The sequence below is a fragment of the Anaeromassilibacillus sp. An200 genome, assembly GCF_002160025.1.
Lineage (GTDB): Bacteria > Bacillota > Clostridia > Oscillospirales > Acutalibacteraceae > Caccousia > Caccousia stercoris.
Map to the genome: position 1 here is coordinate 32,556 of NZ_NFJU01000022.1, position 24,790 is coordinate 57,345.

25 protein-coding genes are annotated in these 24,790 nt (G+C 57.2%); 14 read left to right on the forward strand and 11 right to left on the reverse strand.

Translation table 11 applies throughout. The features are described 5' to 3' along the window. Positions 1 to 108: 108 nt before the first annotated feature. From spoIIID to B5F35_RS11720, 3 genes are all read left to right on the forward strand, one after another. A complete protein-coding gene (gene spoIIID, locus B5F35_RS11710; RefSeq protein ID WP_087241176.1) occupies positions 109 to 375 on the forward strand; it encodes a sporulation transcriptional regulator SpoIIID in 267 nt (88 codons plus the stop codon). Positions 376 to 429: 54 nt separating this feature from the next. Continuing rightward, positions 430 to 1,569, forward strand: a complete 1,140-nt coding sequence (locus B5F35_RS11715; RefSeq protein ID WP_330396270.1) for an anaerobic sulfatase maturase — start codon at positions 430 to 432, stop codon at positions 1,567 to 1,569. A 132-nt stretch (positions 1,570 to 1,701) separates the two neighbouring features. Beyond that, positions 1,702 to 2,235 carry an inorganic diphosphatase gene (locus B5F35_RS11720; RefSeq protein ID WP_087241179.1) on the forward strand — a complete coding sequence of 178 codons (534 nt, stop codon included), beginning with the start codon at positions 1,702 to 1,704 and terminating at the stop codon, positions 2,233 to 2,235. Positions 2,236 to 2,608: 373 nt separating this feature from the next. Here the strand turns inward: B5F35_RS11720 and B5F35_RS11725 are convergent, their stop codons facing one another. The 6 genes from B5F35_RS11725 to B5F35_RS11750 form a co-directional block, all read right to left on the reverse strand. Then, a complete protein-coding gene (locus B5F35_RS11725) occupies positions 2,609 to 3,442 on the reverse strand; it encodes a PdaC/RsiV family protein (RefSeq protein ID WP_242969502.1) in 834 nt (277 codons plus the stop codon). Next, complete coding sequence (locus tag B5F35_RS11730) at positions 3,439 to 3,927, reverse strand: sigma-70 family RNA polymerase sigma factor (protein WP_087241181.1); 489 nt, start codon at positions 3,925 to 3,927, stop codon at positions 3,439 to 3,441. Before B5F35_RS11730 ends, B5F35_RS11725 begins: the two co-directional genes overlap by 4 nt. 9 nt (positions 3,928 to 3,936) lie before the next feature. Further along, positions 3,937 to 4,437, reverse strand: a complete 501-nt coding sequence (locus tag B5F35_RS11735) for a DUF4358 domain-containing protein (RefSeq protein WP_087241183.1) — start codon at positions 4,435 to 4,437, stop codon at positions 3,937 to 3,939. A gap of 47 nt (positions 4,438 to 4,484) precedes the next feature. Beyond that, the gene (locus B5F35_RS11740; protein WP_087241185.1) at positions 4,485 to 5,393 is read right to left on the reverse strand and encodes a GDSL-type esterase/lipase family protein; all 909 of its coding nucleotides are present in this window, start codon (positions 5,391 to 5,393) and stop codon (positions 4,485 to 4,487) included. A 260-nt stretch (positions 5,394 to 5,653) separates the two neighbouring features. Then, on the reverse strand, positions 5,654 to 6,661 hold the full coding sequence (locus tag B5F35_RS11745; RefSeq protein ID WP_087241187.1) for a GGGtGRT protein: 1,008 nt from the start codon (positions 6,659 to 6,661) through the stop codon (positions 5,654 to 5,656). Between the two features lie 36 nt (positions 6,662 to 6,697). Continuing rightward, positions 6,698 to 7,390 (reverse strand): iron-sulfur cluster assembly scaffold protein, encoded by a 693-nt coding sequence (locus B5F35_RS11750; protein ID WP_087241189.1) that lies wholly within the window; start codon positions 7,388 to 7,390, stop codon positions 6,698 to 6,700. A gap of 288 nt (positions 7,391 to 7,678) precedes the next feature. Between B5F35_RS11750 and B5F35_RS11755 the strand changes: the two genes are divergently transcribed. Continuing rightward, positions 7,679 to 8,305: a hypothetical protein gene (locus B5F35_RS11755; RefSeq protein WP_087241191.1), complete on the forward strand. Its 627-nt coding sequence runs from the start codon at positions 7,679 to 7,681 to the stop codon at positions 8,303 to 8,305. Positions 8,306 to 8,308: 3 nt separating this feature from the next. On the opposite strand, the gene B5F35_RS11760 is transcribed toward B5F35_RS11755, so the two are convergent. Continuing rightward, positions 8,309 to 9,082, reverse strand: coding sequence for a PHP domain-containing protein (locus B5F35_RS11760; RefSeq protein WP_087241193.1), 774 nt, complete (start codon positions 9,080 to 9,082; stop codon positions 8,309 to 8,311). A 294-nt stretch (positions 9,083 to 9,376) separates the two neighbouring features. Here B5F35_RS11760 and B5F35_RS11770 point away from each other — a divergent pair, with 294 nt between their 5' ends. The 3 genes from B5F35_RS11770 to B5F35_RS19025 are packed head-to-tail and all read left to right on the forward strand — an operon-like array spanning position 9,377 to position 12,762. Then, entirely contained in the window at positions 9,377 to 11,668 is a 2,292-nt protein-coding gene (locus tag B5F35_RS11770; protein WP_087241229.1) for a glycoside hydrolase family 65 protein, read from the forward strand. Positions 11,669 to 11,716: 48 nt separating this feature from the next. Beyond that, the gene (pgmB, locus tag B5F35_RS11775; RefSeq protein WP_087241197.1) at positions 11,717 to 12,367 is read left to right on the forward strand and encodes a beta-phosphoglucomutase; all 651 of its coding nucleotides are present in this window, start codon (positions 11,717 to 11,719) and stop codon (positions 12,365 to 12,367) included. Between the two features lie 59 nt (positions 12,368 to 12,426). Beyond that, positions 12,427 to 12,762 (forward strand): hypothetical protein, encoded by a 336-nt coding sequence (locus B5F35_RS19025; protein ID WP_206424043.1) that lies wholly within the window; start codon positions 12,427 to 12,429, stop codon positions 12,760 to 12,762. Positions 12,763 to 12,831: 69 nt separating this feature from the next. Here B5F35_RS19025 and B5F35_RS11785 read toward each other — a convergent pair whose 3' ends face one another. Beyond that, on the reverse strand, positions 12,832 to 14,346 hold the full coding sequence (locus tag B5F35_RS11785; RefSeq protein ID WP_087241199.1) for a helix-turn-helix domain-containing protein: 1,515 nt from the start codon (positions 14,344 to 14,346) through the stop codon (positions 12,832 to 12,834). Then, the gene (locus B5F35_RS11790; protein ID WP_087241201.1) at positions 14,309 to 15,529 is read right to left on the reverse strand and encodes a sensor histidine kinase; all 1,221 of its coding nucleotides are present in this window, start codon (positions 15,527 to 15,529) and stop codon (positions 14,309 to 14,311) included. Before B5F35_RS11790 ends, B5F35_RS11785 begins: the two co-directional genes overlap by 38 nt. Here B5F35_RS11790 and B5F35_RS11795 point away from each other — a divergent pair. From B5F35_RS11795 to lysS, 5 genes are all read left to right on the forward strand, one after another. Continuing rightward, positions 15,510 to 16,403: a carbohydrate ABC transporter permease gene (locus B5F35_RS11795; protein WP_242969503.1), complete on the forward strand. Its 894-nt coding sequence runs from the start codon at positions 15,510 to 15,512 to the stop codon at positions 16,401 to 16,403. The genes B5F35_RS11790 and B5F35_RS11795 overlap by 20 nt on opposite strands. A 2-nt stretch (positions 16,404 to 16,405) precedes the next feature. Continuing rightward, positions 16,406 to 17,242 (forward strand): carbohydrate ABC transporter permease, encoded by an 837-nt coding sequence (locus tag B5F35_RS11800; RefSeq protein WP_087241203.1) that lies wholly within the window; start codon positions 16,406 to 16,408, stop codon positions 17,240 to 17,242. A gap of 20 nt (positions 17,243 to 17,262) precedes the next feature. Beyond that, positions 17,263 to 18,090: an MBL fold metallo-hydrolase gene (locus tag B5F35_RS11805; protein WP_087241205.1), complete on the forward strand. Its 828-nt coding sequence runs from the start codon at positions 17,263 to 17,265 to the stop codon at positions 18,088 to 18,090. Positions 18,091 to 18,233: 143 nt separating this feature from the next. Next, positions 18,234 to 18,722 (forward strand): transcription elongation factor GreA, encoded by a 489-nt coding sequence (gene greA / locus B5F35_RS11810; protein ID WP_087241207.1) that lies wholly within the window; start codon positions 18,234 to 18,236, stop codon positions 18,720 to 18,722. A gap of 119 nt (positions 18,723 to 18,841) precedes the next feature. Further along, positions 18,842 to 20,350: a lysine--tRNA ligase gene (gene lysS / locus B5F35_RS11815; protein WP_087241208.1), complete on the forward strand. Its 1,509-nt coding sequence runs from the start codon at positions 18,842 to 18,844 to the stop codon at positions 20,348 to 20,350. Between the two features lie 170 nt (positions 20,351 to 20,520). Here the strand turns inward: lysS and B5F35_RS11820 are convergent, their stop codons facing one another. Together B5F35_RS11820 and B5F35_RS11825 are read right to left on the reverse strand one after the other, a co-directional pair. After that, positions 20,521 to 21,750 carry a site-specific integrase gene (locus B5F35_RS11820; RefSeq protein WP_087241210.1) on the reverse strand — a complete coding sequence of 410 codons (1,230 nt, stop codon included), beginning with the start codon at positions 21,748 to 21,750 and terminating at the stop codon, positions 20,521 to 20,523. A 57-nt stretch (positions 21,751 to 21,807) separates the two neighbouring features. After that, entirely contained in the window at positions 21,808 to 22,008 is a 201-nt protein-coding gene (locus B5F35_RS11825) for a hypothetical protein (protein ID WP_007713156.1), read from the reverse strand. A gap of 924 nt (positions 22,009 to 22,932) precedes the next feature. Between B5F35_RS11825 and B5F35_RS19635 the strand changes: the two genes are divergently transcribed. Then, the gene (locus B5F35_RS19635; RefSeq protein ID WP_442856467.1) at positions 22,933 to 24,267 is read left to right on the forward strand and encodes a lambda-exonuclease family protein; all 1,335 of its coding nucleotides are present in this window, start codon (positions 22,933 to 22,935) and stop codon (positions 24,265 to 24,267) included. Between the two features lie 10 nt (positions 24,268 to 24,277). Then, a complete protein-coding gene (locus tag B5F35_RS11835) occupies positions 24,278 to 24,781 on the forward strand; it encodes a hypothetical protein (RefSeq protein ID WP_087241212.1) in 504 nt (167 codons plus the stop codon). Positions 24,782 to 24,790: the final 9 nt, after the last annotated feature.

Consider the following 24,790-nt stretch of genomic DNA (forward strand, 5'->3'; position numbering starts at 1 on the left):
TGCTCAACCGCTTTTCTGCGTTCGCTCTTTCCCTCGCCCGCTTTCCCGCATACCTCCCCCTCTCCCCGCATATACATGGGACAAACGAGACTTGGGGAGGCGTTGCCATTGAAAGGCGTCGTAGTGGAAGAAAGGGCCGTGGAGCTGGGAAATTACATCCTGGAGCACAAGGCCACCGTGCGGGCGGCCGCCAAGCGGTACGGGATCAGCAAAAGCACGGTTCATAAGGACGTGGCGCAGCGGCTCAAAAACATCGATCCGGCTTTATACCGCGGCGTCAAGCAGATTCTCGACGTGAACAAGGCGCAGCGCCACATTCGCGGCGGCATGGCAACCCGGATGAAATATCAGCGCGAGGCGGAGCACAAGGCGTAAGGATTGACCGTCCTTCCGAAGCGGGGTATAATAATACTACTTTCGGGGAAGGACGTGAACACATTGCCGCCGATCAATCTGCTGGTAAAGCCAGCTTCGGGCCAGTGCAACCTGCACTGTGAATACTGCTTTTACTGCGACCTGACACAGAAGCGCGAGCAAGCCTCCTACGGCATGATGACCGAGGAAACGCTGGACAACATGATGCGCCGCGTGTTCTCCTTCGCGGAGCACGATGTGACGATCGCATACCAGGGCGGGGAGCCGACGCTTCGCGGCCTTGATTTTTTCCGCCTTTCGGTGGAGCTTCAAAAAAAATACAATACCCGTCATCTGCCGGTGCACAACGCTTTGCAGACAAACGGCACGCTGCTCACGCGCGAGTGGGCGCAGTTTTTCCGCGAAAACCGTTTTCTTCTGGGCGTTTCGCTCGACGGAACGAAGGAGACGAACGACGCATTCCGCCTGACCAAGGCCGGGAAAAGCTCCTATTCTGCCGTCCAGCATGGGATTGAGCTGCTGGAAAGCGAGGGAGTGGATTTCAATATCCTCACGGTGGTACACGCGCGCACGGCACGGAACATCGGCAAGGTGTACGGCGCGTTCCGGCGGCGCGGGCTGCGGTATCTGCAATTCATCCCGTGCCTGGATCCGCTGGGTGAAACGCCCGGCTCGCACCCCTATTCGCTGACGCCGAAGGCATACGGGGATTTTCTCTGCCGCCTGTTCGACTGCTGGTGGCAGGATATCGAAAAGGGCGAGTTTGTGAGCATCCGGCAGTTTGACAATTATGTGCAGATGCTGCTCGGCATCCCGCCGGAATCCTGCGGCATGTCCGGCGTATGCAGCCTGCAAAACGTGGTGGAGGCCGACGGCGGCGTATACCCGTGCGATTTCTACGTTACGGACCGCTATTCTCTCGGCAATGTCAACGACAATTCCTTTGAGGAGATCTATCAGAAGCGCGAAGAGCTGCGCTTTATTGAAGAGTCGCTGGTGCCGGACGAGGAGTGCAAATCCTGCGAGTGGCGCGGGCTGTGCGGAAACGGCTGCAAGCGCTACCGGGAACCGCGCCGCGAGGACGGTTCCTTCCAGCGGAATTTCTTCTGCGAATCCTACCGGCAGTTCTTCTCCTACGCTTACCCGCGCCTGCGCGCGGCGGCGATGGAGCTGTCCCGGCGCGCGCCGCGCTGAATCCTTCCCGTCAACCGGCGGAGAAGAACAGTTGCGCGGTGTGTGAAAACAGAGTATAGTAGGAGTAGAAAAGTTTAAAAAAGCACAGGCTTTTGAAAGTTGGCGCGGGCGCGCCGGAAGGAGAAATCAAAAATGACAAATATCTGGCATGACATCAACCCCAAACGCATCACACCCGAGGATTACATGTGCGTGATTGAGATCTCCAAGGGCAGCAAGAACAAGTATGAGCTGGACAAGGAGACGGGCCTGCTCAAGCTGGACCGCATCCTCTACACCTCCACGCACTATCCGGCCAACTACGGCTTTATCCCCCGCACCTACGGCGACGATCTTGACCCGCTCGACGTGCTGCTGCTCTGCTCCGAGCCGGTGGCCCCGATGACGCTTGTGCATGCGTATCCGATCGGCATGATCTCGATGCTCGACAACGGCCGCCGCGACGAGAAAATTATCTCCATCCCCTTCGACGATCCGACCTACAACATGTATCACGACATCAGCGAGCTGCCGCCCCACATCTTTGAGGAAATGAAGCATTTCTTCAGCGTGTACAAGGCGCTCGAGGGCAAGGAAACCGTCGTCAACGAGGAAAACGGCCGCGAACGCGCCATCGAAGTCATCCAGCAGGCCATCGACAGCTACATCGACCACTTCTGCAAATAAGCAGGCTGAGCCTGCACGCAATTCGCGCAAGCGGCGTACCCGCCGCCCGGCTTATGGAAAGACGCCGGCCCTCCTGCGATCTCACGTCGCAGGAGGGTCTTGCTGTATTGCCCGCGTTTCTGTCACGGAGGGGCTGGGAAGGTTGGCTGCTGTTTTCAGCGGCATGCGGATTTTTTCGCGTATCCCGGCAGCGCGGCGAAAACCTGCGCGTCAATCATCTGAAAGCTGAAAATTACAGCACACCTGCCGTGCTTTTCCGTGGCTGGGCCGCGGGACACAAAACAAGCCCCCTTGGCGGTACAGGCCGTCAAGGGGGCGACGTATTTCTGCGGGCCGGGCGGCGGTACGCCGCGTGCGCGTCTTGTGTCCAGATTCAATCTGGGATTTCGAATTCGAGGACGCCGGAGGAGCCGGGGGCGATTTCGTATTTCTGGAACACGACGACGGGGTTTCCTGCTTCGTTGATGTAGAAGCGCCGGCTGTCCGAAACGCCGGTGAAGCCGCCCTGATCCTTGGCGAAATAGAATTCGGGATGCTCATCGATCGCCGTGTTGACCACAGCGTTTACTTTGTCCTTCCAATCCGGGCCGAGCAGATCCTCGAGCGTGATGGATTCGCCCGTGTTCAGGTCGATGTTGTAATACGTCAGCTCTGTGAACGAGCTGGCGCGCACCTCAAAGCGCTGAAGCTCAAAGGACAGGATATCATCCGTGCAGGACTTCACTTCATAGTCAAAGGTAATTGTGACCGGGATAAATTCATCCGGGTTTCCGCCCGTGGCAACATATGCGTCATACTCCTGCGCGGCTCGCTCCTGTGCCTGTGCCATCCCCGCGTCGATCTTCTGCTGGATCTCCTCGTTGATGCGCTCCTCGAGATCCGGGAAATCGGTCCCGTCGATCTCCGGCACACGGGCGTTGAGCAGCTGGCTATCGCTCTCAATGTGATATTCGGTAAAGGTGAGCACGCGCGCCATACTGCCGATCACCGGGACCTGGGCCGCTGCCGCCGCGAAGGCAGGATTCAGATTCAGAGCAGCCACAAACAGAACGCACACGCTTGCCGCCAGGCACAAAAGCTGCTGCGGCAGACGGCTTTTCTTCTTTTTCAGAAAAGGCGCGCGCACGGCAAATTCCAGTTCCGGCGGAATCGGGGTTTCCATATATTCCCGTTTGAGCGTTTCCAGCTTCTCTCTGTCTGTTTTCATGACAACGCCTCCTCTTCTGTTAAATGCAGGCGCAGCTGCGCCAGCGCCCTGTAAAGGCGCGTTTTAACGGTGCTCAGCGGCGCATGGGTGATTTGGGCAATCTCCTCCAGCTTTCTGTCCTCAAAAAAGCGCAGAACCACTACGGTGCGCAGCTTCGGATCGAGCGTGTCGAGCGAGCGGCGCAGATCCCACATCTCGTCACGGTCGTGCTCCGGCTCCGCGCCGTCCCATTCCTCAAGCGGAACGCTCGGACGCTTCCGCCGCAGCCGCGAAAGACATTCGTTGACCAGAATCCGTGTCATCCAGACACGCAGACGGCTTTCATCCCGCAGGGAGGGAAGATGATCGATCCCCCGGACGATCGACTCCTGCACCGCGTCAAGCGCGTCCTCCCTGTTTTTGAGGTAACTGTATGCCAGGCGGTACAGCTCCGCCTGGTGTTCCTCCACATACGCCTGAAACCGGGCGAGGGAGTTGTGTGCCATTTCTCCGCGTTACGCCCCCGCGGCCTCGTCGATGATCGCCCGGGCAGCGTCGTTATCGTCGGAAAGGCAGAGAATCACATACTTACCGCGCGTCTCCAGAAGCGGATCGCCCAGCTTCGTCATCTCCTTCGGCTGGTAATTCTCAAACGCGGCCTTCTGATCCTCGATCCGCTTCTCCATGGCGTCCTGCACGGTCTGCACCGCGTCGCCGCCTACCGTCTCGATCACGGCGATCTCCTCCGCCGTCGCGCCGGTGCTGACATATACTTTCAGTTGTGCTACTGTCGTATTATCCAAGCTGTAAATCCCCATGGCCGCATCGCCTTCCAGCGCTGTGAGCTGATCCTGGAAGGTCAGGCCGTCGTGGAGGCTGTCTGCCAGCGCGGCGGGGTCAAGGGTGACATCCGTGTTTCCGCCCGCCGGTTCATTGGACGAGCAGGACGCGAGAGCAAAGACAAGGACACAAGCCGCGGCCGCCGCGGCAATTTTTTTCAGAAAACGAAGCTTCATATTGGTTTCCGCCTTTCTGTCTTTATAATATTGGCAAAATTAAAATTTCAGGAATTTTCATCGAGGTACGCCACCCATTTGCGGCAATAGTCGATATTCGGATGCACGCCGTCCGTGGAAGCGCCCACCGGCAGGCTGCCTGTCTCGTCCATCACGGCGGTGTTCACGGAAAGATAGACAACGCCCTTGTCGGCGGCCATCTGTTCCAGGAGAGTATTGAACTCATTGATGCGGGGATTGTTGTAAATCTTATCCTGCTCCGACTTCTTCTGGGAAACAGGCAGGATCGCCTGCACATAGATCGTCGCGTTCGGCTGTGTCTCCTTGAGCGTGTCGATGATCTTGCCGTAATCCTCGATGAAGATATCGGTGCTGACCCAGCCCAGCTCATTGACGCCAAGGCTGATATACACCCGGTTGTACTGATGCAGCGAGATCGCGTCCATGACGGTCATCTTGGTGCCGCCCTCGTCGATGCACGGCTCGGTAAACACTGTGTCCACCTTGAGTCCCTTATAGGTGTAATACGTTGCGTTTTTCAGCAAGCCGTAGGTCTTGAGCGCTTCGGTACGGCTGTCTCCGATAAACGCAGCGTCGCTGTAATCTCCGGGCTCCACGGCCTGCGGCGCAGAGGAATCCGTCCCGGCTTCGGAGACGGGGGCATCGGACACAACCGGCTCGCTCGCGTCCGCCTGTGAAGCGGTATCCCCGGTGGATTCCGGCGCGGCCTGCGACGATTCACCGCCCGACGCGGCAGCTCCCTGGTCCTGCGAGGACGGCGGCGCGGACGCGGCGGACGAAGCATCCGACGCGACAATGCTCTGTGCCAGCGCGCTTCCCGCCAGCACGGCGCCTCCTCCGATTGCGGCAATAATCAGGACAGCGGAACAGACGATCAAAATCCGCCGGCGCAGAAGATTTTTCTTTTTATAATGCTTTTCTCTTTGAACCTTCACTGCTTCACACCTCAAGCTCCGTATTTTTCCGCATGCAGGGATGCGGTGTATTTTTCTTGTGATATTAGGAAAGACGCGGCAGGCGGAGAGAAAGTTTCACGAAAAAAATGAAATTTTTCCGCACAGCCTGTTTTCTATCATACAGGAAACGGAGCGCTGCCGCAAGGCGAAAAAGAGGACCAAAGCAAAAAGCGGAAAATACAAAAAGGGGGCGGGACGCGGCAAAGGAACCGCGCCCCGCCCCCGGAGCTTTGAAAGGCTTACTTGCAGGCCTCGTACACAGCCACGGCGCAAGCGACGGTCGCGCCGACCATCGGGTTGTTGCCCATGCCGATCAGGCCCATCATCTCAACGTGCGCAGGCACGGAGGAAGAGCCGGCAAACTGGGCGTCGCCGTGCATACGGCCCATGGAGTCGGTCAGGCCGTAGGAGGCGGGGCCGGCAGCCATGTTGTCCGGGTGCAGCGTACGGCCGGTGCCGCCGCCGGAAGCCACGGAGAAATACTTCTTGCCGTTCTCCAGCGCCCACTTCTTGTAGGTGCCGGCGACAAGGTGCTGGAAGCGGGTCGGGTTGGTGGAGTTGCCGGTGATGGACACGTCCACGCCCTCCTGCTTCATGATGGCCACGCCCTCGAGCACGTCGTTCGCGCCGTAGCACTTCACGGCGGCACGCTCGCCCTCGGAGAAGGCCTTGGACTCGACGATCTTGAGTTCGTCGGTGTAGAAGTCATAGTCGGTCTTGACATAGGTGAAGCCGTTGATGCGGGAGATGATGTAAGCGGCGTCCTTGCCCAGGCCGTTCAGGATGATGCGCAGGGGCTCCTTGCGGGCGCGGTTCGCCGTGCGGGCGATGCCGATAGCGCCCTCAGCGGCGGCGAAGGACTCGTGGCCCGCCAGGAAAGCGAAGCACTTCGTCTCGTCGCGCAGGAGCATGGCGCCCAGGTTGCCGTGGCCGAGACCGACCTTGCGGTTCTCCGCGACGGAGCCGGGGATGCAGAACGCCTGCAGGCCGATGCCGATCGCCTCGGCGGCCTCAGCGGCGGAGGAAACGCCCTTCTTCAGCGCGACAGCGCTGCCCAGGGTGTAAGCCCAGGAGGCGTTCTCAAAAGCGATGGGCTGCACGCCCTTGACAATCTTATCTACGTCGATACCCTTACTGAGGCAGAGATCACGGGCGTCCTCGAGGCTGGCAAGGCCATACTCGGCAAGACACTTCTCTATTTTGGCCATTCTTCTCTCTTTGCCTTCAAACATCACATCGTTAGCCATTATAGTTTTGTCCTCCTTCTTCTTGCTTTGTCAGCATTATTCCTCGCGGGGGTCAATGTACTTGGCGGCCCCGTCGAAGCGGCCATACTGGCCGACGTTCTTCTCGAAGGCTTCCTTAGGATCCACGCCGTGGCGGATATCCTCAAGCATCTTGCCGAGCTTGACGAACTTATAGCCGATGACCTCGTCGTTCTCGTCGAGAGCCATCTTCAGGACATAGCCCTCAGCCATTTCCATGTAGCGGACGCCCTTCGCGCCGGTGCTGAACATCGTGCCGACCTGGGAACGCAGGCCCTTGCCGAGATCCTCGAGGGAAGCGCCGATCGGCAGGCCGCCCTCGGAGAAAGCCGTCTGGCTGCGGCCGTAAGCGAGCTGCTTGAAGATCTCGCGCATGGCAACGTTGATGGCGTCGCACACGAGGTCGGTGTTCAGGCACTCAAGCAGAGTCTTGCCGGGCAGGATCTCCGCGGCCATGGCGGCGGAGTGGGTCATGCCGGAACAGCCCAGCGTCTCCACGAGGGCTTCCTGCACGATGCCATCCTTCACGTTCAGCGTCAGCTTGCACGCGCCCTGCTGGGGAGCGCACCAGCCCACACCGTGGGACAGGCCGGAGATATCCTTGATGTCATACGATTTGACCCATTTTCCCTCTTCCGGGATCGGGGCGGGACCGTGGTGGGGACCCTTGGTCACAGTACACATTCTTTCCACTTCATGGGAATAATTCATACTTGGTACTCCTTTCGGTTTTAACTTCCCGGCCGGGCGGAGCCAGCCGCTTGAAAGCCGCCCGCGCGGGCCATTTCCCAGCGCGGGCCGTGCCGGTTGCCGGTTTGCATCATTCATTATAGGATATTTTCCGCTTTTAATCAATAGAATAAGAGGGAGCTGCCGCAAATTTCTTGCCGAAACAAGGCGCATCCCTTTTCACGCGGCGAAAATTCTGCTATGATAAATCCAAACACCGGGGCGGCGCCCCGCACTTTTCCCTTTACGGGACTCAGGGAGGCAGATTGTATGGAAACCATCAAACCGGCCGCGGCTCCCGGCAGCGGCCTTATCAAAGCAGGCGGGATCCTGCTCATCATTTTTTCCGCCCTTGGCGTCCTGGCAGGGCCGCTGAGCATTGTAGGCGGCTCGGCGCTCTCCTCACCGGAGATGGCGGCCTTCCTGCCCGCCGGACAGACCAGCGCCATGGCCGAGTCCGCGATCCGCGCCGGGGCCATCATGACGGCCACCTCCGTTGTCTCGCTGATCGGCGGCATTTTGGCGGTGCGCTTCTGCTCCAAGGTGCAGCGGCGCAGGCTCTGCATGATTGTGGCGATCGTCCTGATGGTCTGCCAGCTTGCAAGCGAGGCCGTGCTGGCGTTTTATGGGGAATTTGATCTGCTCTCCGCCGCGTTCCGGCTGGTGTTCCCTCTGCTGGTCTTTGCGGGCTCGGTGCGCGGTGTGCCCGCCGTCTCCATCGGCTCCACAAGCCGCACTCCGGCTGCCGCCCCCGCCCTTGCCGTGAGCGGGGCCCCGTCCGCTGCTTTGACCGGCTCCGCTTCCTCCGGTGAGTCCGGCGCTTCCGCGGAATCCGCTTCCCCGGCTCTGCCGGACGCTTCCGGCACCGCCAGCGCGGACCAGCCGGCGGAAAATTGAGCGTCAGCCCCGGCGGCTCTCGGCCAGCGCGGCCTCAAAGCTCTCCACGGTGCGGTTCGCGATCAGGCTCTGCGGAAAACCGATGCTTTCCAGCATCGCGATAGCCGCGCTGAACTCGCCCACCTGGAACGCGGAATGTGCGTCGCTGCTCACCGTGATTTTCACGCCCAGATCCCGACACGCTTCCGCAATAGAGCGGCACGCCTTGCCCGCGCGCTCCGCATGGGTGCCAAGGCTCGCGCTGTTGATCTCGATCATCTTATGCAGCCTCTTTGCCGTTTCCAGCACGGGGCGCAGCTCATACGGATGATTGGAGCGGCCTGAGTGGCCGAGAATATTCACATACGGATTTTCGAGCGCGGCGCAGTACATGCGCGTGTTTTTCTCCACATCCCCGCGGTTTTCGTCGCGGTCGAAGGGCGTGTGCACGCTGGCAATCACCACGTCCCGCGTGGGCAGAAGCACCTGCGCCCCCGTCATGCCGGGCCGGAACTGATCCGGCACATCCTCAAACGCAAGATGTCCCTCGTAATCCACAATATCGATTTCCACACCCTTCCACACGCGCACGCCGCCGATGCGATCCGGCAGCACCTGCTGGTTCAGGATGGCTTCCACGCTGTTTTCCCGCTGCGCCATAATGAGCGAGCAGTGATCCGTGACAGCAATGCCGCGCAGTCCGCGCTCCGCCGCATGGCGCGCGCACTCCTCCACGGTGCTGTAGGCGTGCAGGCTGACGAGCGAGTGGGTGTGCGGATCCACCTCAATTTGATACATCTGAAAAAACCTTCTCTCCGGAAGAATTTGGGAAAACGGTGCGGTTCTGTGCCCCGCTGTTTTCCCTTTTTACTATACCAGCCGTTTCGGCGTTTTGCAAGAAAGCCCCTCCGATCTGTCCCGCCGTGAAAAAATTCTTCCGTCCGGAGCAAAATTTTGCGCTTTCTTCCATTGACGCGGACAAAAAGCTCCTCTATAATGAGAAAAAACAAACGAGTAACCGCGCAAAGTTCCGAAAACGTTTTTGGAGCCATCACCAAAAACGTTTTCGGTTTCGCGGGGGAAGGGGATCGTATGGACACAAAGCTTCTGCGAAAGACCGGTCTGAGCCTGGATCGGGAAGAGCTCATGGTGAACGAAACACTGTTCCACAACGCCAACGGCTACCTGGGCGTGCGCTCCAACTTTGAGGAGGGCGTGCCGGAGGGTGTGGGCAGCATCCGCGGCGAATATCTCAACGGATTTTACGATTTTGCGGATATGCCGCAAGCGGAAAAGCTGTGCGGCCTGTGCGAGGAAAAGCAGACAATGCTCAACATCGCTGACACACAGACGATCTTCCTCTCCGTGGACGGGGAAACCTTCTCCCTTTTCGGCGGGGAAGTGCTCGAATCCGCCCGCGAGCTGGACATGGCGCGCGGTGTGACGCGCCGCACCGTTTCCTGGAAGAGCACGCAGGGCGCGGCCGTCACCGTGGACGTGACGCGCATGGCCTCCTTCGCGATGCTTCCCCTGTTCACGATCGAATACCGCGTCACCGCACAGAGCGACTGCACGCTGCGTTTCTCGTCTCTGCACATCGGCAGCGTGAAAAACTACTGCGATCCAACCGACCCGCGCCTGGCCGCCGAAGCCCCGCAGTATCTGCACGCCGCCCCCGCCGCAATCTCCGGCGGCGCAAGCTTTGTGACGGCGCACACCACCAAATCCGGCCTGTCTGTGACCTCCGCCGTGAAAAACGTGCTCTCCGTCCCCGCGGAGGAATCGCTGCGCGCCGAGGGCAGCTCTGCTGAATACACCGCCGCCGTTTCCGTGAAGGCGGGCGAGAGCGTCACGCTGACGAAATACACCGTCCTGTGCGATTCCGTGCGCTATGACGACTGCCGCGCCGAGGCCGAGCACCTGCTGGCGCAGGCCGTGTCCGTCCCGCTCTCCGACTGGTACGGGAAGCAAAAGGCATATCTGGACCAATACTGGGAAACCTGTGCCGTGCAGGTGGAGGGCGACGACGATCTCAGCCGCGCCGTGACGTACAACCTCTATCAGCTGATCCAGTCCGTCGGCAAGGACCCGCACAGCAACATTGCCGCGAAGGGCCTCTCCGGCGAGGGCTACGAGGGCCACTATTTCTGGGACACGGAAATGTATATGCTTCCGTTCTTCTCCCTCACGCGCCCGGATATCGCCCGCAACCTGATTGAATACCGCCACACCATCCTGCCCTACGCCCGCGAGAACGCCCGCATCCTCGGTCACAAAAAGGGCGCGCTCTACGCGTGGCGCACCATCATGGGCAAGGAGTGTTCCGGCTATTTCCCGTCCGGCTCGGCGCAGTACCACATTGACGGCGATATCGCTTACTCCATCATCAGCTACTATCTGCTGACAAAGGACGTGGATTTCCTCGCCAAAACGGGCGCGGAGATCGTCTGCGAGACGGCGCGGCTGTGGATCGACGCGGGCTCCTGGTACAAGGGGACGTTCCGCATCAACGATGTGACCGGCCCGGATGAATACACCTGCATCGTCAATAATAACTACTACACGAACTGCCTCGCGAAATACAACCTCGACTGGGCGTGCAAGTTCTGCGCCATTCTGGAAAAGGCCGGAAAGCTCGCCCCGCTGGCGGAAAAAATCGGCCTGACCCAGGAGGAGCTTGACGAATTCCGCCGCGCCAGCGACGCGATGTACCTCCCCTACGACGAGGAACTGGACCTGAACCCGCAGGACGATTCCTTCCTCACCAAGAAGGTCTGGGATCTCGCCGCCACCCCGAAGGAGGACTTCCCGCTCCTGCTGCACTACCACCCGCTGTACCTGTACCGCTTCCAGGTGTGCAAGCAGGCCGACACCGTGCTTTCGCACTTTGTCATGGAGGACTACCAGAAGCTTTCCACGATGCGCCATTCCTTCGCCTACTACGAGAAAGTCACGACGCACGACTCCTCCCTTTCGACCTGCATTTTCAGCATCATGGCCTCGCGCCTCGGCATGCCGGAAAAGGCGTATGACTACTTCGGGGAATCCTCGAAGCTTGACCTGTTCAACACGCACCACAACACAAAGGACGGCATCCACACCGCGAACATGGGCGGCACCTACATGGCGATCGTCTACGGCTTCGGCGGCCTGCGCGTGAAGGAAAGCGGCCTGTGCCTGGCCCCCGCCCTGCCCGCCGGATGGACGTCGTACCGCTTCCGTGTGCGCTATGAGGACGCGCTGATCGGCGTGCGCGTGACAAAGGATGGCGGTGAACTGACGCTCTGCGAAGGCAGCCCGAAGGAGCTCTTCCTCTACGGCAAGCCCGTCACACTCGACAAAACACTGCCCTTTGCCCTCAACCCGGACTGGGGAAAGGAATAAACCAACTGGAATAAATTTGATAAAAATAACAGAAAGGACTGTTTTCACATGAAAAAGTACAAGGCAGCTCTCTTTGATCTCGACGGCGTTCTGGTGGACACGGCAAAATACCACTATCTGGCATGGAAAGAACTCGCCCAGCGTCTGGGCTTTGAATTCACCGAGCAGGACAACGAGCGCCTGAAGGGTGTGTCCCGCATGGCGTCTCTGGAGATCCTGCTGGAAGTTGGCGGGATGCAGAACCATTTCTCCGCCGAGGAGAAGGAGCAGATGGCGGCGGAGAAAAACGCCCGCTATGTGGAGTACATCTCGAAGATGGACGCCTCCGAGATCCTGGACGGCGCTCTCGACACGCTCAAGAAGCTGCGTGAGCGCGGCGTGAAGATCGCCCTCGGCTCCGCGAGCAAGAATTCCCCCATCATCCTCAAGAACGTCGGCCTGACGGAATACTTTGACGAGATTGTGGACGGCAACAGCGTCAGCAAGGCAAAGCCCGATCCCGAGGTCTTCACCCAGGGCGCGGAGCGTCTCGGCGTCGCGTATGAGGACTGCGCCGTGTTCGAGGATTCCCTCGCGGGCCTGCAGGCCGCGAAGTCCGTGAACATGCTGGCTGTCGGCATCGGCACGCGCGAGAACCTGCCTGTGGCGGACGTCCTCTATCCCAGCCTCAAGGAGTTTGAGGTGGAGAAGTTCTTCTGACTTGATCTCCCCCGTCGAATCCTGTAGAATGAAAGTACAAACCGGAAGGGGGAGTTGTGATGTTCTGCAAGCTGATTGTCTGCGCCAACCACTGGGTCAAGGAAAGCGACTGGGAGGATCTCGCACTGGTCAAGCTGTGTGTGGGCGCGCTCGGCGCCATCCTCGGCCTGACGGCCCTGCGCAAAAACCGCCGGGTCTCGCTCGCCGTCTCGGCCGCTGTCTTTGTGCTCACCTGGCTGCCGCTGATGAAAAAATTCGCCCGCGTCATGCTGCGCACGCTGCGCGGCGAAGAGCGGGAAATCGCACAGCCGTCCTGCGCGTGCGGCTGCGCGCAGGAGGACCCCACCTCCTTCCCTGAGGAGGAGGACTGGGGCTGCGACGTGGATCGCGCGTGACAGCTGCAAAAACCGCCGCCGGGAGGTCAAACGCTCCGGGCGGCGGTTTTTTATGCGGCAAGCCGGCTTTTATTCCGAAAGGCTGCGCTTATAGCGCGCGGGCGACATGCCCAGCTCCTCCTTGAACACACGGTAAAAGGAAGCGGTGTCGCTGTATCCGACACGCTCCGCGATCTCATACACCTTGAGATTGGTGGTGCGCATCATTTCCGACGCCTTTTTCACGCGCAGGGAACGCAGATACTGCGAATAGGTGATCCCCGTCTCCGTTTTAAAGAGCGTGCTCAGATAATTGGGATGGATCCCCAGCCGCTCGGAAATCTCCGTCAGGGAGATTTCTTTCATATATTCCTGCTCGAGAAGCTGCTTGACCTTGGAGACGTTGTAGCTGTCCCGGCTGACCGCCCGCTCCTGCATTGTTTCCATATACAGGTGCAGGATCTCCATCATGCGGCGGCGCAGTTCCATGGCGGAGGTGGCCTCCTCAATGCAGGGGAGCAGATCATGCTCGGTAAACTTATACTGTCCCGCCACGGCAATCAGCGCATTGTTCTGCGTCATGGCACGGTAGAGGATCGACGAAAGCAGGCGGCGCGTCTCCTCCAGATCCGGCTTATCCCGGCACAGGCAGGCGAACAGCTGCGAGAGGAAACCGGAAAAGCCGATGAAATCGCAGGCGCACACCGCGGAAACCAGCTGCTTCATCAAACTCTCGTAAGGGAACGGCTCCTGCACGGCGGTAAACAGATCGGGGATATCGTAAAAAAACAGGCTCAGACGCTCCATGCAGAGCGAGAAGGCGGCGGGCAGATCGGCGCGGGCATACGGCCGATCGCAGCAGCCGAAACGGATCCGCTGCCCGCGCAGCGCTCGCCTGAGCTCACGCGCCGCGTCCGCCGTGCAGGGAGAAGCCAGCACAAGCGCCCAGCTGCCGCGATAGGTCCCCTGCAAAAGCTCCGCACCCTCAAGCGCTTCCTGCACGACAGCCTGCATCTGCACAAAGGCGGAACGCCGCCGCGCTTCATCCGGAACGCGCTCATGAAACAGATCCGTCACACACACGATCGCGGAGCCCCCGGGCAGGGAACCTTCCCCCTCGGGGGAGCCGGCCGCGAGCAAATCCACCGCGTGCTGTTCCCGGTACAGCTGCTCCGGAGTGCCGGCGGAAACTGCATGCCGCGACGCGCGCTCTCCCACACGGCGAAGACAGTCCCCCAGGATGGAACCAAACTCCTCCTGTGCGATGGGCTTGAGAAGATAATCCACCGCCCCCAGCTTCATCGAACTGCGGATCAAATGATAGTCCTCAAACCCGCTGATGATCACAATCTGCCCCGTATAGCCCAGCGCGCGCAGCTTTTCCATCATCTGCGTGCCGGTGCACAGCGGCATTTTGATATCGGAAAAAATCAGATCAATTGGACGCGCACAGACGGTCTCCACCGCCTTCTGGCCGTTTTCCGCCTCATACGCCAAAAGGGAAACACCCGTTTCCCGGCAGTATTCTTCCAGAAAACCGCAGATCTCCCTGCGGATTGCGCTGTCATCATCCACCACAAGGATGTGTCGTGTCGGTGTGTTCATCGGAGGCGTCTCCTTCCTGTTCAGGCTCTCTTGCGGGCAGGGTAACGGTGATCATGGTCCCCCGTCCCAGCACGGACTGGATCTGGACGCCGAACTCGTCCCCGTAGCTCAGGCGGATCCGGCGGTTGACATTTTTCAGGCCAATGCTCTGAAACGCTTTGTTTCTTCCGTTGATATAATCGTTTAAAAGCGCAGCGCGCTCCGGCTCCATGCCCTGCCCGTTGTCGGAAACGCGCAGCACCAGCCGATCCTCCTCCCGATAACCGAGCACCTGCACCATGCCGCCGCGCTCCAGGGAGGATACGCCGTGATACAGCGCGTTTTCCACGACAGGCTGCAAAATCATCCGCGGGCAGGCGCAGGTGAGCACGCCCGGATCGATGGAAACCAGAAAGCTGACCGTCCCCCGGTAGCGAAGCTCCTGCAAGCGGATATAGTCGGCCAGGTTGTTCGCCTCGTCCCGGAGTGTGACGGGCCCTCCCGGCGCGGAAACACCGTAGCGCAGGATCCGGGCCAGCAGCACCGCCATCTCTCCCACCTCACGATTTCCCTCGAGATAGGCCACGGAATGGATGCTTTCCAGCGTATTGTAAAGGAAATGAGGATTGATCTGAAGGCGCAGCATCTGAAGCTCCAGGCGCGTGGCGGCCAGATCCTTCTCATAGCCCTCATGGATCAGATCGTCAATCTCGCGCGCCATGGTGTTGAACGTTTCGGTAAAGGTGGCCAGCTCATCCCGTCCGGGCGTATCCGTCACCGGGCTGTAATCCCCGCGCCGGATCCCCTCACAGGCTGCCTGCAATCGCGCAAGCGGCTGTGTGACGCTGCGTGCCAGGCGGCGCATAAACACCGTGAGCAGCACCAAAAGCGCACCCACCAGAAGGAAAAGCGGCAGATGCCGCACAACCGTGCCCACAGTCAGGGGAAGCAGAGGCGTTTCCAGGATAAAGATTCCTTCCCCGCCCACTGTGGTATAGTGGTACTGCGCGGCGGAGCCGTCCTCCAGCGTCAGCGTCAGATCGGACGACTGGGCCAGCTCATTGGCCGAATCAAACGCGGCATTCTCCAGAAGCGCCGCAGCCTGTTCTTCCGGAAGGCTGCCGAACAGCAGCTCTCCTTCCATCGTGAAAAAGCCGTACCGCTGGAAAGGAGAGAAATCCGCTGTGAAAAAGGCCTCCCACATCGGCGCGGCCAACCGCCAGCAGAACCGGGTGTTCGCCCTGTTCACGGTGCCGGGCTTTCTGCTCTACTGCGCTTTCTTCATCACCCCCGTCATCATGGGAATTTACTACAGCCTGACAGACTGGGACGGCGTAACCCGGAAATTCAACTTCATCGGGCTGGAAAACTATGGCAAACTTTTACAGAACAAGCAGTTTTACAATTCGCTTGTGTTCACCTTCCAGTACACCATCCTTTTGATTTTCTTCACCGTTGTGCTGGGCGTCATGCTGGCCCTTCTGCTCAACCGCAAAATCAAAGGGCTGGCCTTTTTCCGCGCCATGTATTTCATCCCGGCTGTCCTGAGCATGCTCACGGTCGGCCTGATCTTCAAGCAGCTGTATTATCACGTTGTCCCGGCCATCGGGCAGACGCTTGGGATTGAGGCTCTCAGCCAGAATCCCCTTTCGGATTCCGCCCTGGCCATCTGGGCCATCCTTTTCGTGAATCTCTGGCAGGGCCTTCCGATCCCCACGCTGCTGTTCCTTGCCGGATTGCAGGGGATCCCCACCGATCTTTATGAGGCGGCCGCTCTGGACGGCGCCAGCGCCTGGCAGCGCTTTCGCACCATCACCATCCCCTTCCTGATGCCTGTTCTCAGCGTTGTGCTTGTGCTCACGCTCAAGAGCGGCCTGATGGTGTTTGATTACATCATGTCGATGACCGAGGGCGGCCCCGGCACGGCAACGCAGAGCGTGGCATACATGATTTACCTGCATGGCTTTACCCAGAACAAATACGCATACAGCATCGCGGAGGCGATTGTGATCGGTATCATCATCGCCCTGATCTCGGCGGTGCAGATCTACTTTACCAATAAGAAAAAGGCGGTGTAACGATGGTCGGAGCAAAAAAGCAGAGCAACATCATTACCTATGTGATCCTCATCGCCGGCCTGCTGCTGATCGTTCTTCCGCTCTATATCACGCTGGTCACGGCCTTCAAATCCAACGAACAAAGCTCTGTGAGCTACTTTACCCTTCCGGATCCTGTCTACCTCGACAGCTTCAAGGAAATCCTTTCCTCGGAACGCTACTACATGGCGCTCGGCAATACCGTGTATGTGACAGCCTTCGTGCTGATCGGCAATCTGATCATCATGCCGCCCATGAGCTACGCGCTCGCCCGCCGCATGCCGCACAGCCGCATTTACCGGTATATGTATTTCTTCCTTCTGCTCGGCATTTTCATCCCCTTCCAGGTGAAGATGATGCCTCTGGTCAAGCTGCTCAGCGCTTTGAACATGATGAACCCCACCGGCATGAGCGTGCTGTGCATTTCCAGCTCAACCTGTGAGAGCGTGTTCCTCCTTGTCGGCTATATGAGCGCGATCCCCCGGGACATGGAGGAAGCCGCCTACATCGATGGGGCCGGCACCTTCCTGACCTACCGCACCATCGTGTTCCCCCTGCTCAAGCCCATGCTGGCCACGGTGCTGATCCGTCAGGGGCTCTGGATGTGGAACGACTTCATGCTTCCCCTCATTACCCTCAACCGCTCCTGGAAATACTGGACGCTCACCCTGTTCCAGTATAATTTCCAGACCGATTACGCGGTCGATTACAGCCTGACCTTTGCCACCTTCGTCATGTCCATGCTGCCGATCCTTGTTTTTTACTGCTTCATGCAGAAAGCGATCATCGGCGGCCTGACAAGCGGCGCGGTAAAGAGCTGACACAAAAGGAGGAATTTCTCATGAAAATCCAATATCTGGGAACCGCCGCCGCCGAGGGCTGGCCGGGGCTTTTCTGCCGCTGTGAGGTGTGCAGGTGCGCCCGCGAAGCCGGAGGAAAAAACATCCGCACCCGCTCGCAGGCTTTGATCGACGATGCCATCCTCATGGATTTCCCGCCGGACACCTACCTGCATATGCTGCGCGATGGCCTTCCCCTTCCGGAAATCCGCACGCTTCTGCTGACGCACTCCCACCAGGATCACTGGTACCCGGAGGACCTCGCCTTCCGGGGAGAGGGCTTCTCCCACGACATAGACGGCATTCTCGAAATTTACGGAAACGACGCCTGCGCAAAGCGGCTCGAGGCCATTCTGCCTATTGTGGGACAGGGCATGATGGACGCCATGCGGGCGCATTACAATGAGGTCACCGCCTTCTCCCCGTTTGAAACGCAGGGATACCGCGTCACACCGCTCAAGGCTCTGCACAACCGTGCCGAAAACTGCCTGATTTATCTCATCGAGAAGGACGGCAAAAGCCTTCTGTATGCCAACGACACCGGCCTTTTCCCCCAGGAAACATGGGAGTATCTGCGCGGCAGAAAGCTGGATCTGGTCAGCATGGACTGCACCATGCAGCAGATTCCGGAGGGCACGAACCACATGGGCCTTGCCGATAACGCGGAGCTGTGCCGCCGTCTCGGCGAAGCGGGCTGCACCCACGAGAGCACAAAGTATGTGATCACCCACTTTTCCCACAATGGCGGCCTGCTCCATGAGGAGCTGGAGGAGCGGGCGCGTCCGCTTGGCTTCCTGACCGCCTATGACGGCATGACGCTCTCCTTCTGAGCGCGTCCGATTTCTCTCCTTTTTCGTCCGAAGAATCCCGTTGACAAACAGGGCAGGGGATCGGTATAATGAATAAGATACCCGGGCGGGACGTTCCACCGCCGGGAGAAATTTGAATTTAAACGGTAAGGTGGCGTTTCGATATGGCGGAAAAACAGATCATTCTGACCCAAGCCGGTCTGGAAAAGCTGGAGAAGGAGCTCGAGGAGCTCAAGAGCGTCAAGCGTAAGGAGATCGCGGAAAAGATCAAGGTCGCTCTCTCCTTCGGCGATCTCTCGGAAAACAGCGAGTATGACGAAGCGAAAAACGAGCAGGCCATGATGGAAGCCCGCATCGCGGATATCGAAGTGATGCTCAAACGCGTGAAGGTCATCGACGAGACGGAGCTGAGCAACGAGCATATCCACATCGGCTCGAAGGTGGAAATCCGTGTGACCAACAAAAAGACCGGCAGCAGCGACGTTATGATGTACCAGATCGTCGGCTCGAACGAGGCGGATCCGCTCGAGGGCCTCATTTCCGACGAATCCGTCGTGGGCCGCGCCCTGCTTGACCATGCCATCGGAGACCGCTTTGAAGTGGAGGTTCCGGCCGGCGTGATGGAGTATGAGGTGCTGGCTATCTCCAAATAAACAAGGATGCAGTTTCGGGCGGAGCACGGGGAAGCCAGGCTTTTCCGGCCCCGCCCTCCGCGATCCCGGCCCCCGGGACAGGAAAACCGGACGATTGAGAAAAGAGAGGATGCAGAACAATGAGCGAGAACCGAACTGAGAACCAGCAGGCTCCCGAGCAGGAGCTGGGCGAGCTGCTGCAAATCCGCCGCGACAAGCTGGCCCGCCTGCGCGAGGCCGGCAAGGATCCCTTCCAGCTGACCACCTGCCCGCGCGACGCCTTCGCGGAGGAAATCCGCGAGAACTTTGACGAAAACACCGAGCGTCACGTCTGCATCGCGGGCCGTGTCATGAGCCGCCGCGACATGGGCAAGGCCAGCTTCCTCGACGTGCACGACAAAACGGGTCGCATGCAGGTCTATGTGAAGATCGACGACGTGGGCGAGGACAGCTACCGCGAGATGAAGGAGTGCTGGGACGTCGGCGACATCATTTCGGTGGAGGGCTTTGTGTTCCGCACGCGCCGCGGGGAGATCTCCGTGCACGCGCAGAAGATGACGCTCCTGAGCAAGTCGCTGCTTCCCCTTCCGGAGAAGTTCCACGGCCTCAAGGACACTGAGCTGCGCTACCGCCAGCGCTATGTCGACCTGATCATGAACCCGGAGGTCAAGCGCAATTTTGTGCTGCGCTCCCAGTTTATCAAGCATGTCCGCGACTTCCTCGACAACCGCGGCTACATGGAGGTGGAGACGCCTGTGCTCAACACCATCTCCGGCGGCGCGACGGCAAGACCGTTCATCACGCACCACAACACGCTGGACATTGACATGTACATGCGCATTGCGACGGAGCTGCCGCTCAAGCGTCTGATCGTCGGCGGACTCGACCGCGTGTATGAACTGGGCCGTATCTTCCGCAACGAGGGCATGGACCCGAAGCACAACCCGGAATTCACCACGGTGGAGCTGTATCAGGCATACGCCGATTTCAACGATATGATGGATCTCTTTGAGGAGCTGCTGTCCTCCGCCGCGCAGAAGCTGCTGGGCACCTACCAGCTCGAGTGGCAGGGCCAGCAGATCGACCTCACTCCCGGCTGGCCGCGCCTGCCCATGCACGAGGCTGTCAAGCAGTACACCGGCCTGGACTTCATGGCAATCACAAGCGATGAGGAAGCCGTGGCGGCCGCGAAGTCCATCGGCGTCGAGCTGCCGGAGACGGCGGACAAGACCTGGGGCAACGCGCTTTATGAGGTCTTTGACCAGCGCGTGGAGGAGAAGCTGATCCAGCCGACCTTTATCACGATGCATCCCGTGGATGTCAGTCCGCTGGCCAAGCGTTCCCCGCAGGATCCGCGCCTGACGGAGCGCTTCGAGCTCTTTATCTGCCACAGCGAGATGGGCAACGCCTTCTCTGAGCTCAACGACCCCATCGACCAGCGCGCCCGCTTCCAGAAGCAGGTGGAGCTGCGCGACAAGGGCGACGACGAGGCGGGCATGATGGACGAGGACTTCCTCACCGCTCTCGAGTACGGCATGCCGCCCACCGGCGGTCTGGGCATCGGCATTGACCGCTGCGTGATGCTGCTCACGAACTCCGACTCGATTCGCGAAGTGATCCTTTTCCCCACAATGAAGCCGCTGGACTAAAATTCCACAATATCTTGTGCTTGACGAAAAACGACGGAACAAGATGTAGTGAAGTGGGCTTACAACTACAACTTTTTTACAACTTTTGCTTGAAAGCAGACGGCATTAGACGGGCCAAAATGAAGGGCAAATCCGCGTTTGAGATGCGGATTTGCCCTTTTTTGTAGTTTTCACATCAGCACCAAAGTGCCCTTGATTACTTCTGCTTTTTCCTTCATGTTTTCCTGCGTGATATGGGTGTAGATGTCCATGGTGGTGGAGAAATCAGCATGTCCCATCACTTGCTGGATGAACTTAATGTCGTTTGTGCTCTCGCAAAGTCTGGTGCAGAAGGTGTGCCGTAAATTATGTACGCTGAAATGAGGCAATAGATCCGGCTCACGGTCTTCCAATTCTGCTTGGTCCATTTCTTCGGCGTTGTAGGCGATGGAGATGCGCTCAATGGCCCGGTTGATGTTGTGGGCACTGAGAAAGTAACCAGTGCGGTTTCGGAAGAGGAAACCATGATAGCCGTTCATCACGAGATCCTCCGGATACAAGGCGTCCATTACTTCAATCAGAGCACGGAGCTGCTCTGCTACCTGCGGATACAGGATGGGAATGACACGGGTACCGCTGGCCGTTTTAGGTGTTGTAATATGGAAACCTGCTTTTCCGTCAATGACTCGATAAATCAGGTTGTGATTGACGGAGATTGTATTGTTCTCCAAGTCTACATCATTTTTGGTTAAGCCAGTGCACTCTGCTACACGCATTCCTGTACCGAGCAACACGACCATGACAGGAAGCCAATGACTATACATCGGTGACTGGGAAATGAAGCGAAGAAAATTCTTCTGCTGTGCCATAGTCAACGCAATTCTTTTCTTTGGAGGCGCTCCGGCACCCTCTGCTTTGAGAGAGCGGTAGACGCCCTTACTGGGATTTTTACGAATGTAATCATCATCAACAGCCAGTTCAAGCGAGGGGAAAATCAGATTGTTGATGCTTTCCAGCGAATTGATTGCAAAGCCCTTTTTCAAAAGCTTTGTGTAAAAAGTCAGGATGTCACTTTTACGAATATTGGGCAAGGGAGTACTGGCAAACAGTTCGTCCTTTACATATCGGTCCCAGAGATATTCGTAATTTGCCCGTGTGGACGCTTTCAGCTGGATTTTCGTGTCCATAAGAAGTCTGAACATATCATTCAGAATGATCTTCATAGCCTCCTGGGTACGAATACCATCATCACTGTCGCGGCTAAGCACTTTTTCCTTGGCCCGCAGACTGGCAAGGTCAAAGTCATAGATGTATTTTTTCTTTTTCCCCAGCTTGTAGACAAACATATAACTGCCGTCTGAACGCTGGGTTTCTCCTGGCCGCAGATTGCGGCCTTTGTTGTCTTTTCTAACTTTTGGCATGGATTGATACCTCCCGATGGTTTATGCAATGTTGCGCCCCTGATGGGCAAGATTCTGTCAGCATGAGATCTCGTAAAGATATTCCTTGACGCGCTGAACACTCCAAAGAACACGAGAATTCATGGTGATGCGAGCATGGGCAAGGTCGCCGATCTGAACGGCGGTGTGCCGCCCGCAGTCGAGCAGTTTGCAGAGCGATTCCGTATCTACCGCCAAGCACTGCTCAGGCGAAAGGTCATTGGGTTTTCTTTTCTCCATAATTGCCCTCCTTTATTTGCAATTACATATATCCTCTACTGTTTGTAGGAAAAGGTTTTCAACAAAAACAATGAAGTCATTCAAATTTATCGGGAAGTATCAGGTCTCTTCCAAAGGCCATTTCCTGCGCCGGGCTTTTCCGCCGCGTATTTTCAGGCAGCCGCTATGCGGCAATTAAGCTGTGGGCGCGCAGAAGCACACTGTCCGCAGCGCCTGTATTACTCCAATGGAAAAGGTTATAGGGCTTGTCAAGGTACAAAAAAGAGTGTATAGACAAGCTACGAAGTCTGATGCCATGTCTGTACGCCCTATAAATAGGGAGTGAAGCTGTTTTTTCTGCAATGTTCCACAAATTATTTGTATTTTCTCTTTTTGTTCAAAGTGGTAGCTTACATAGGATATACTATATATAGGATATATTACTTGACTAACTCTATATATTGTGATAAACTGACTCTGTAATTGATTTTTGTGCGCTTCCCATATGGGATACAGATCTAGTATCTGTACCGCAGGCCAAAAGCCCGCATTGCACACGTAGTTAAGATTGTACTTGTGCCAGTAGTATTACTGCGCCCATCTGGGCCGGTATATTACTGGCTTTTTTATTTTCTGGGATATTTTCTCCCATCAGTGAGGATGACTTTGGTCCATAGGCAACTATGGGCATCAGGCGTTTGCCCTTTGTCATCCTTGCTTTTTTATTGCCCAAATGTCGGAAACGACATTGAGGATATATCAACACTACAGAAAGGCAGGTATGCACATGAATGCAAGAAAGCAAAGTCAGGAGACCCTGGCAAAGAAGAAAAAACCCATGGAGAACTGGCGGCAGTATCAAAAGCTGCCTCAGACTTTCCGAAATCATTGTCCGGTGGTACGAGTGACCGCGATTCCCCGTAGAACGCGGAGGGGGTGCTAAGTATGGCGAGTGACAGTGCAGCTGTCAAGGAACGCCATGAGCCGCTTGTGCTGGTTGAAACGGCAGGCCTTTCCGAAGCGGAATGGCTTGCATATCGCCGAAAAGGCATTGGAGGCAGTGATGTGGCCGCCTTGCTGGGTGTTTCACCCTGGCGGACAGCGCGAGACCTGTTCTACGACAAGCTAAATATTGTGGCAGTCGAGGACAGCGAAGACAACTGGGTGGCCCTGGAGATGGGACATCTTCTGGAGCCGCTGGTGGCGAAAATTTTTCAGCATCGGACCGGCTACAAGGTCTATCAGGTCAAGAAGATGTTCCAGCACCCCAAGTATCCCTGGATGCTGGCTGACGTGGACTATTTTGTGGAGGTTCCAGACGGCACCACCGCCATTTTGGAAATCAAAACCACAAATTATAACGCCAAAGACCATTGGTGGCTGGATGGTGAAGAAACTGTCCCGGTTTACTATGAGTACCAAGGACGACACTATATGGCTGTCATGGATGTGGATCGTTGCTTTTTCTGCTGCCTGTACGGCAACAACGAGGAAGAGTCCATCATCCGCGAGATACAGAGAAATCAGGCCTATGAGGATGAGATGATTTTTCTGGAACAGTATTTTTGGCAAAACCATGTCCTCACCAAAACGCCCCCACCCTATACCGAAGAGGGCAATTTGGTGATCGAGAGTGTACGCCGTCATACTGGCCCTGCGAACAAGGATGCCCCTGTTGTGACACTCGACCTAACCCTGACGGCAAAGCTGAAGCTGAGTTTCAAAGAACAGTATCTTTGCGGCCTGTGTGAATTGGTCCACATTGAAGATTGCACAGAACAATGGCAGCATCGTGCAGAAAACACTGTCGGCCTAACTGAGTATCTAGGATTGACCCGCAAAGAACATGAAGCGTTTCTTCAACAAGGAAAAAATGCTTTGGCTTCTCTGCTGGACCCCCAGCGCCGAAAGCAACGCTTCTTACTTTATCAACTGGAACTGGATGAACAGAATGCAATTCCCTTTGCGTTTAAGGATGTTGAGGCATTGAAAAAGGCTGGATACGAACAACCACCAGCCGCCCAATATCGTTTGGTTTGGACGGGAGAAATCTATTGCCCCACCGAGCAAAGTGACGCTGAAGTATTGAAACGGTTGTTTTCTGATTTCAGCGAAGAACTGCCAGAGGGTTGTTGCGGACGACAGATAGCTCTATCTGATGTGATAGAGCTTGACCACGAACCAAAGCGGACTTACTATTATGTAAGTGGTCAAAACGACTTTCGGCAGGTTCGATTTTCTCCAATGCTTGCCAAAAAAGATAGACCGGAAGGAATTTGAGGAGAGGTCAATGGTTGTTGTAAATGGAGCCGAGTATGCGCAGCTTTTGGCATTGTTGAATCAGTGTGCTGAACTCAATGCAGATGCTTCTTTTGCCAAGGGCGATTATGAAGGTGCACAGGCGTTTTATACGACGGCTCTACAGAAGTACACAGAATTGGAGGATCAAGCTCAGATAGATGCCTTGTCTGTCAAGTTAGATGCCTGCGCAAAAAAATTGGCTCAGCAAGAAGAACTTGAAACGGAAGCAGAGGCATATATGCGCCAAGGCGAGAATGCCTATAATGAAAAGAATTATGTCCAAGCTAAAAAGTATTATCTGTTGGCTAAGGATGTTTACGCAAGTATGGAGAAGGATGCTAAAGTCGCTGAGGTTACCCGCCGACTGGAGTTGTTGGAGATGGGGATTAGTGAAGAGGAAAAAGCTGCCCAGGAAGCAGAGGAAAAAGCTGCTCAGAAAAGCGAAAATACAACCATCCCCAATGAAACTACTCCTCCGGCGGCAGTGGGCTGACAAGAAACG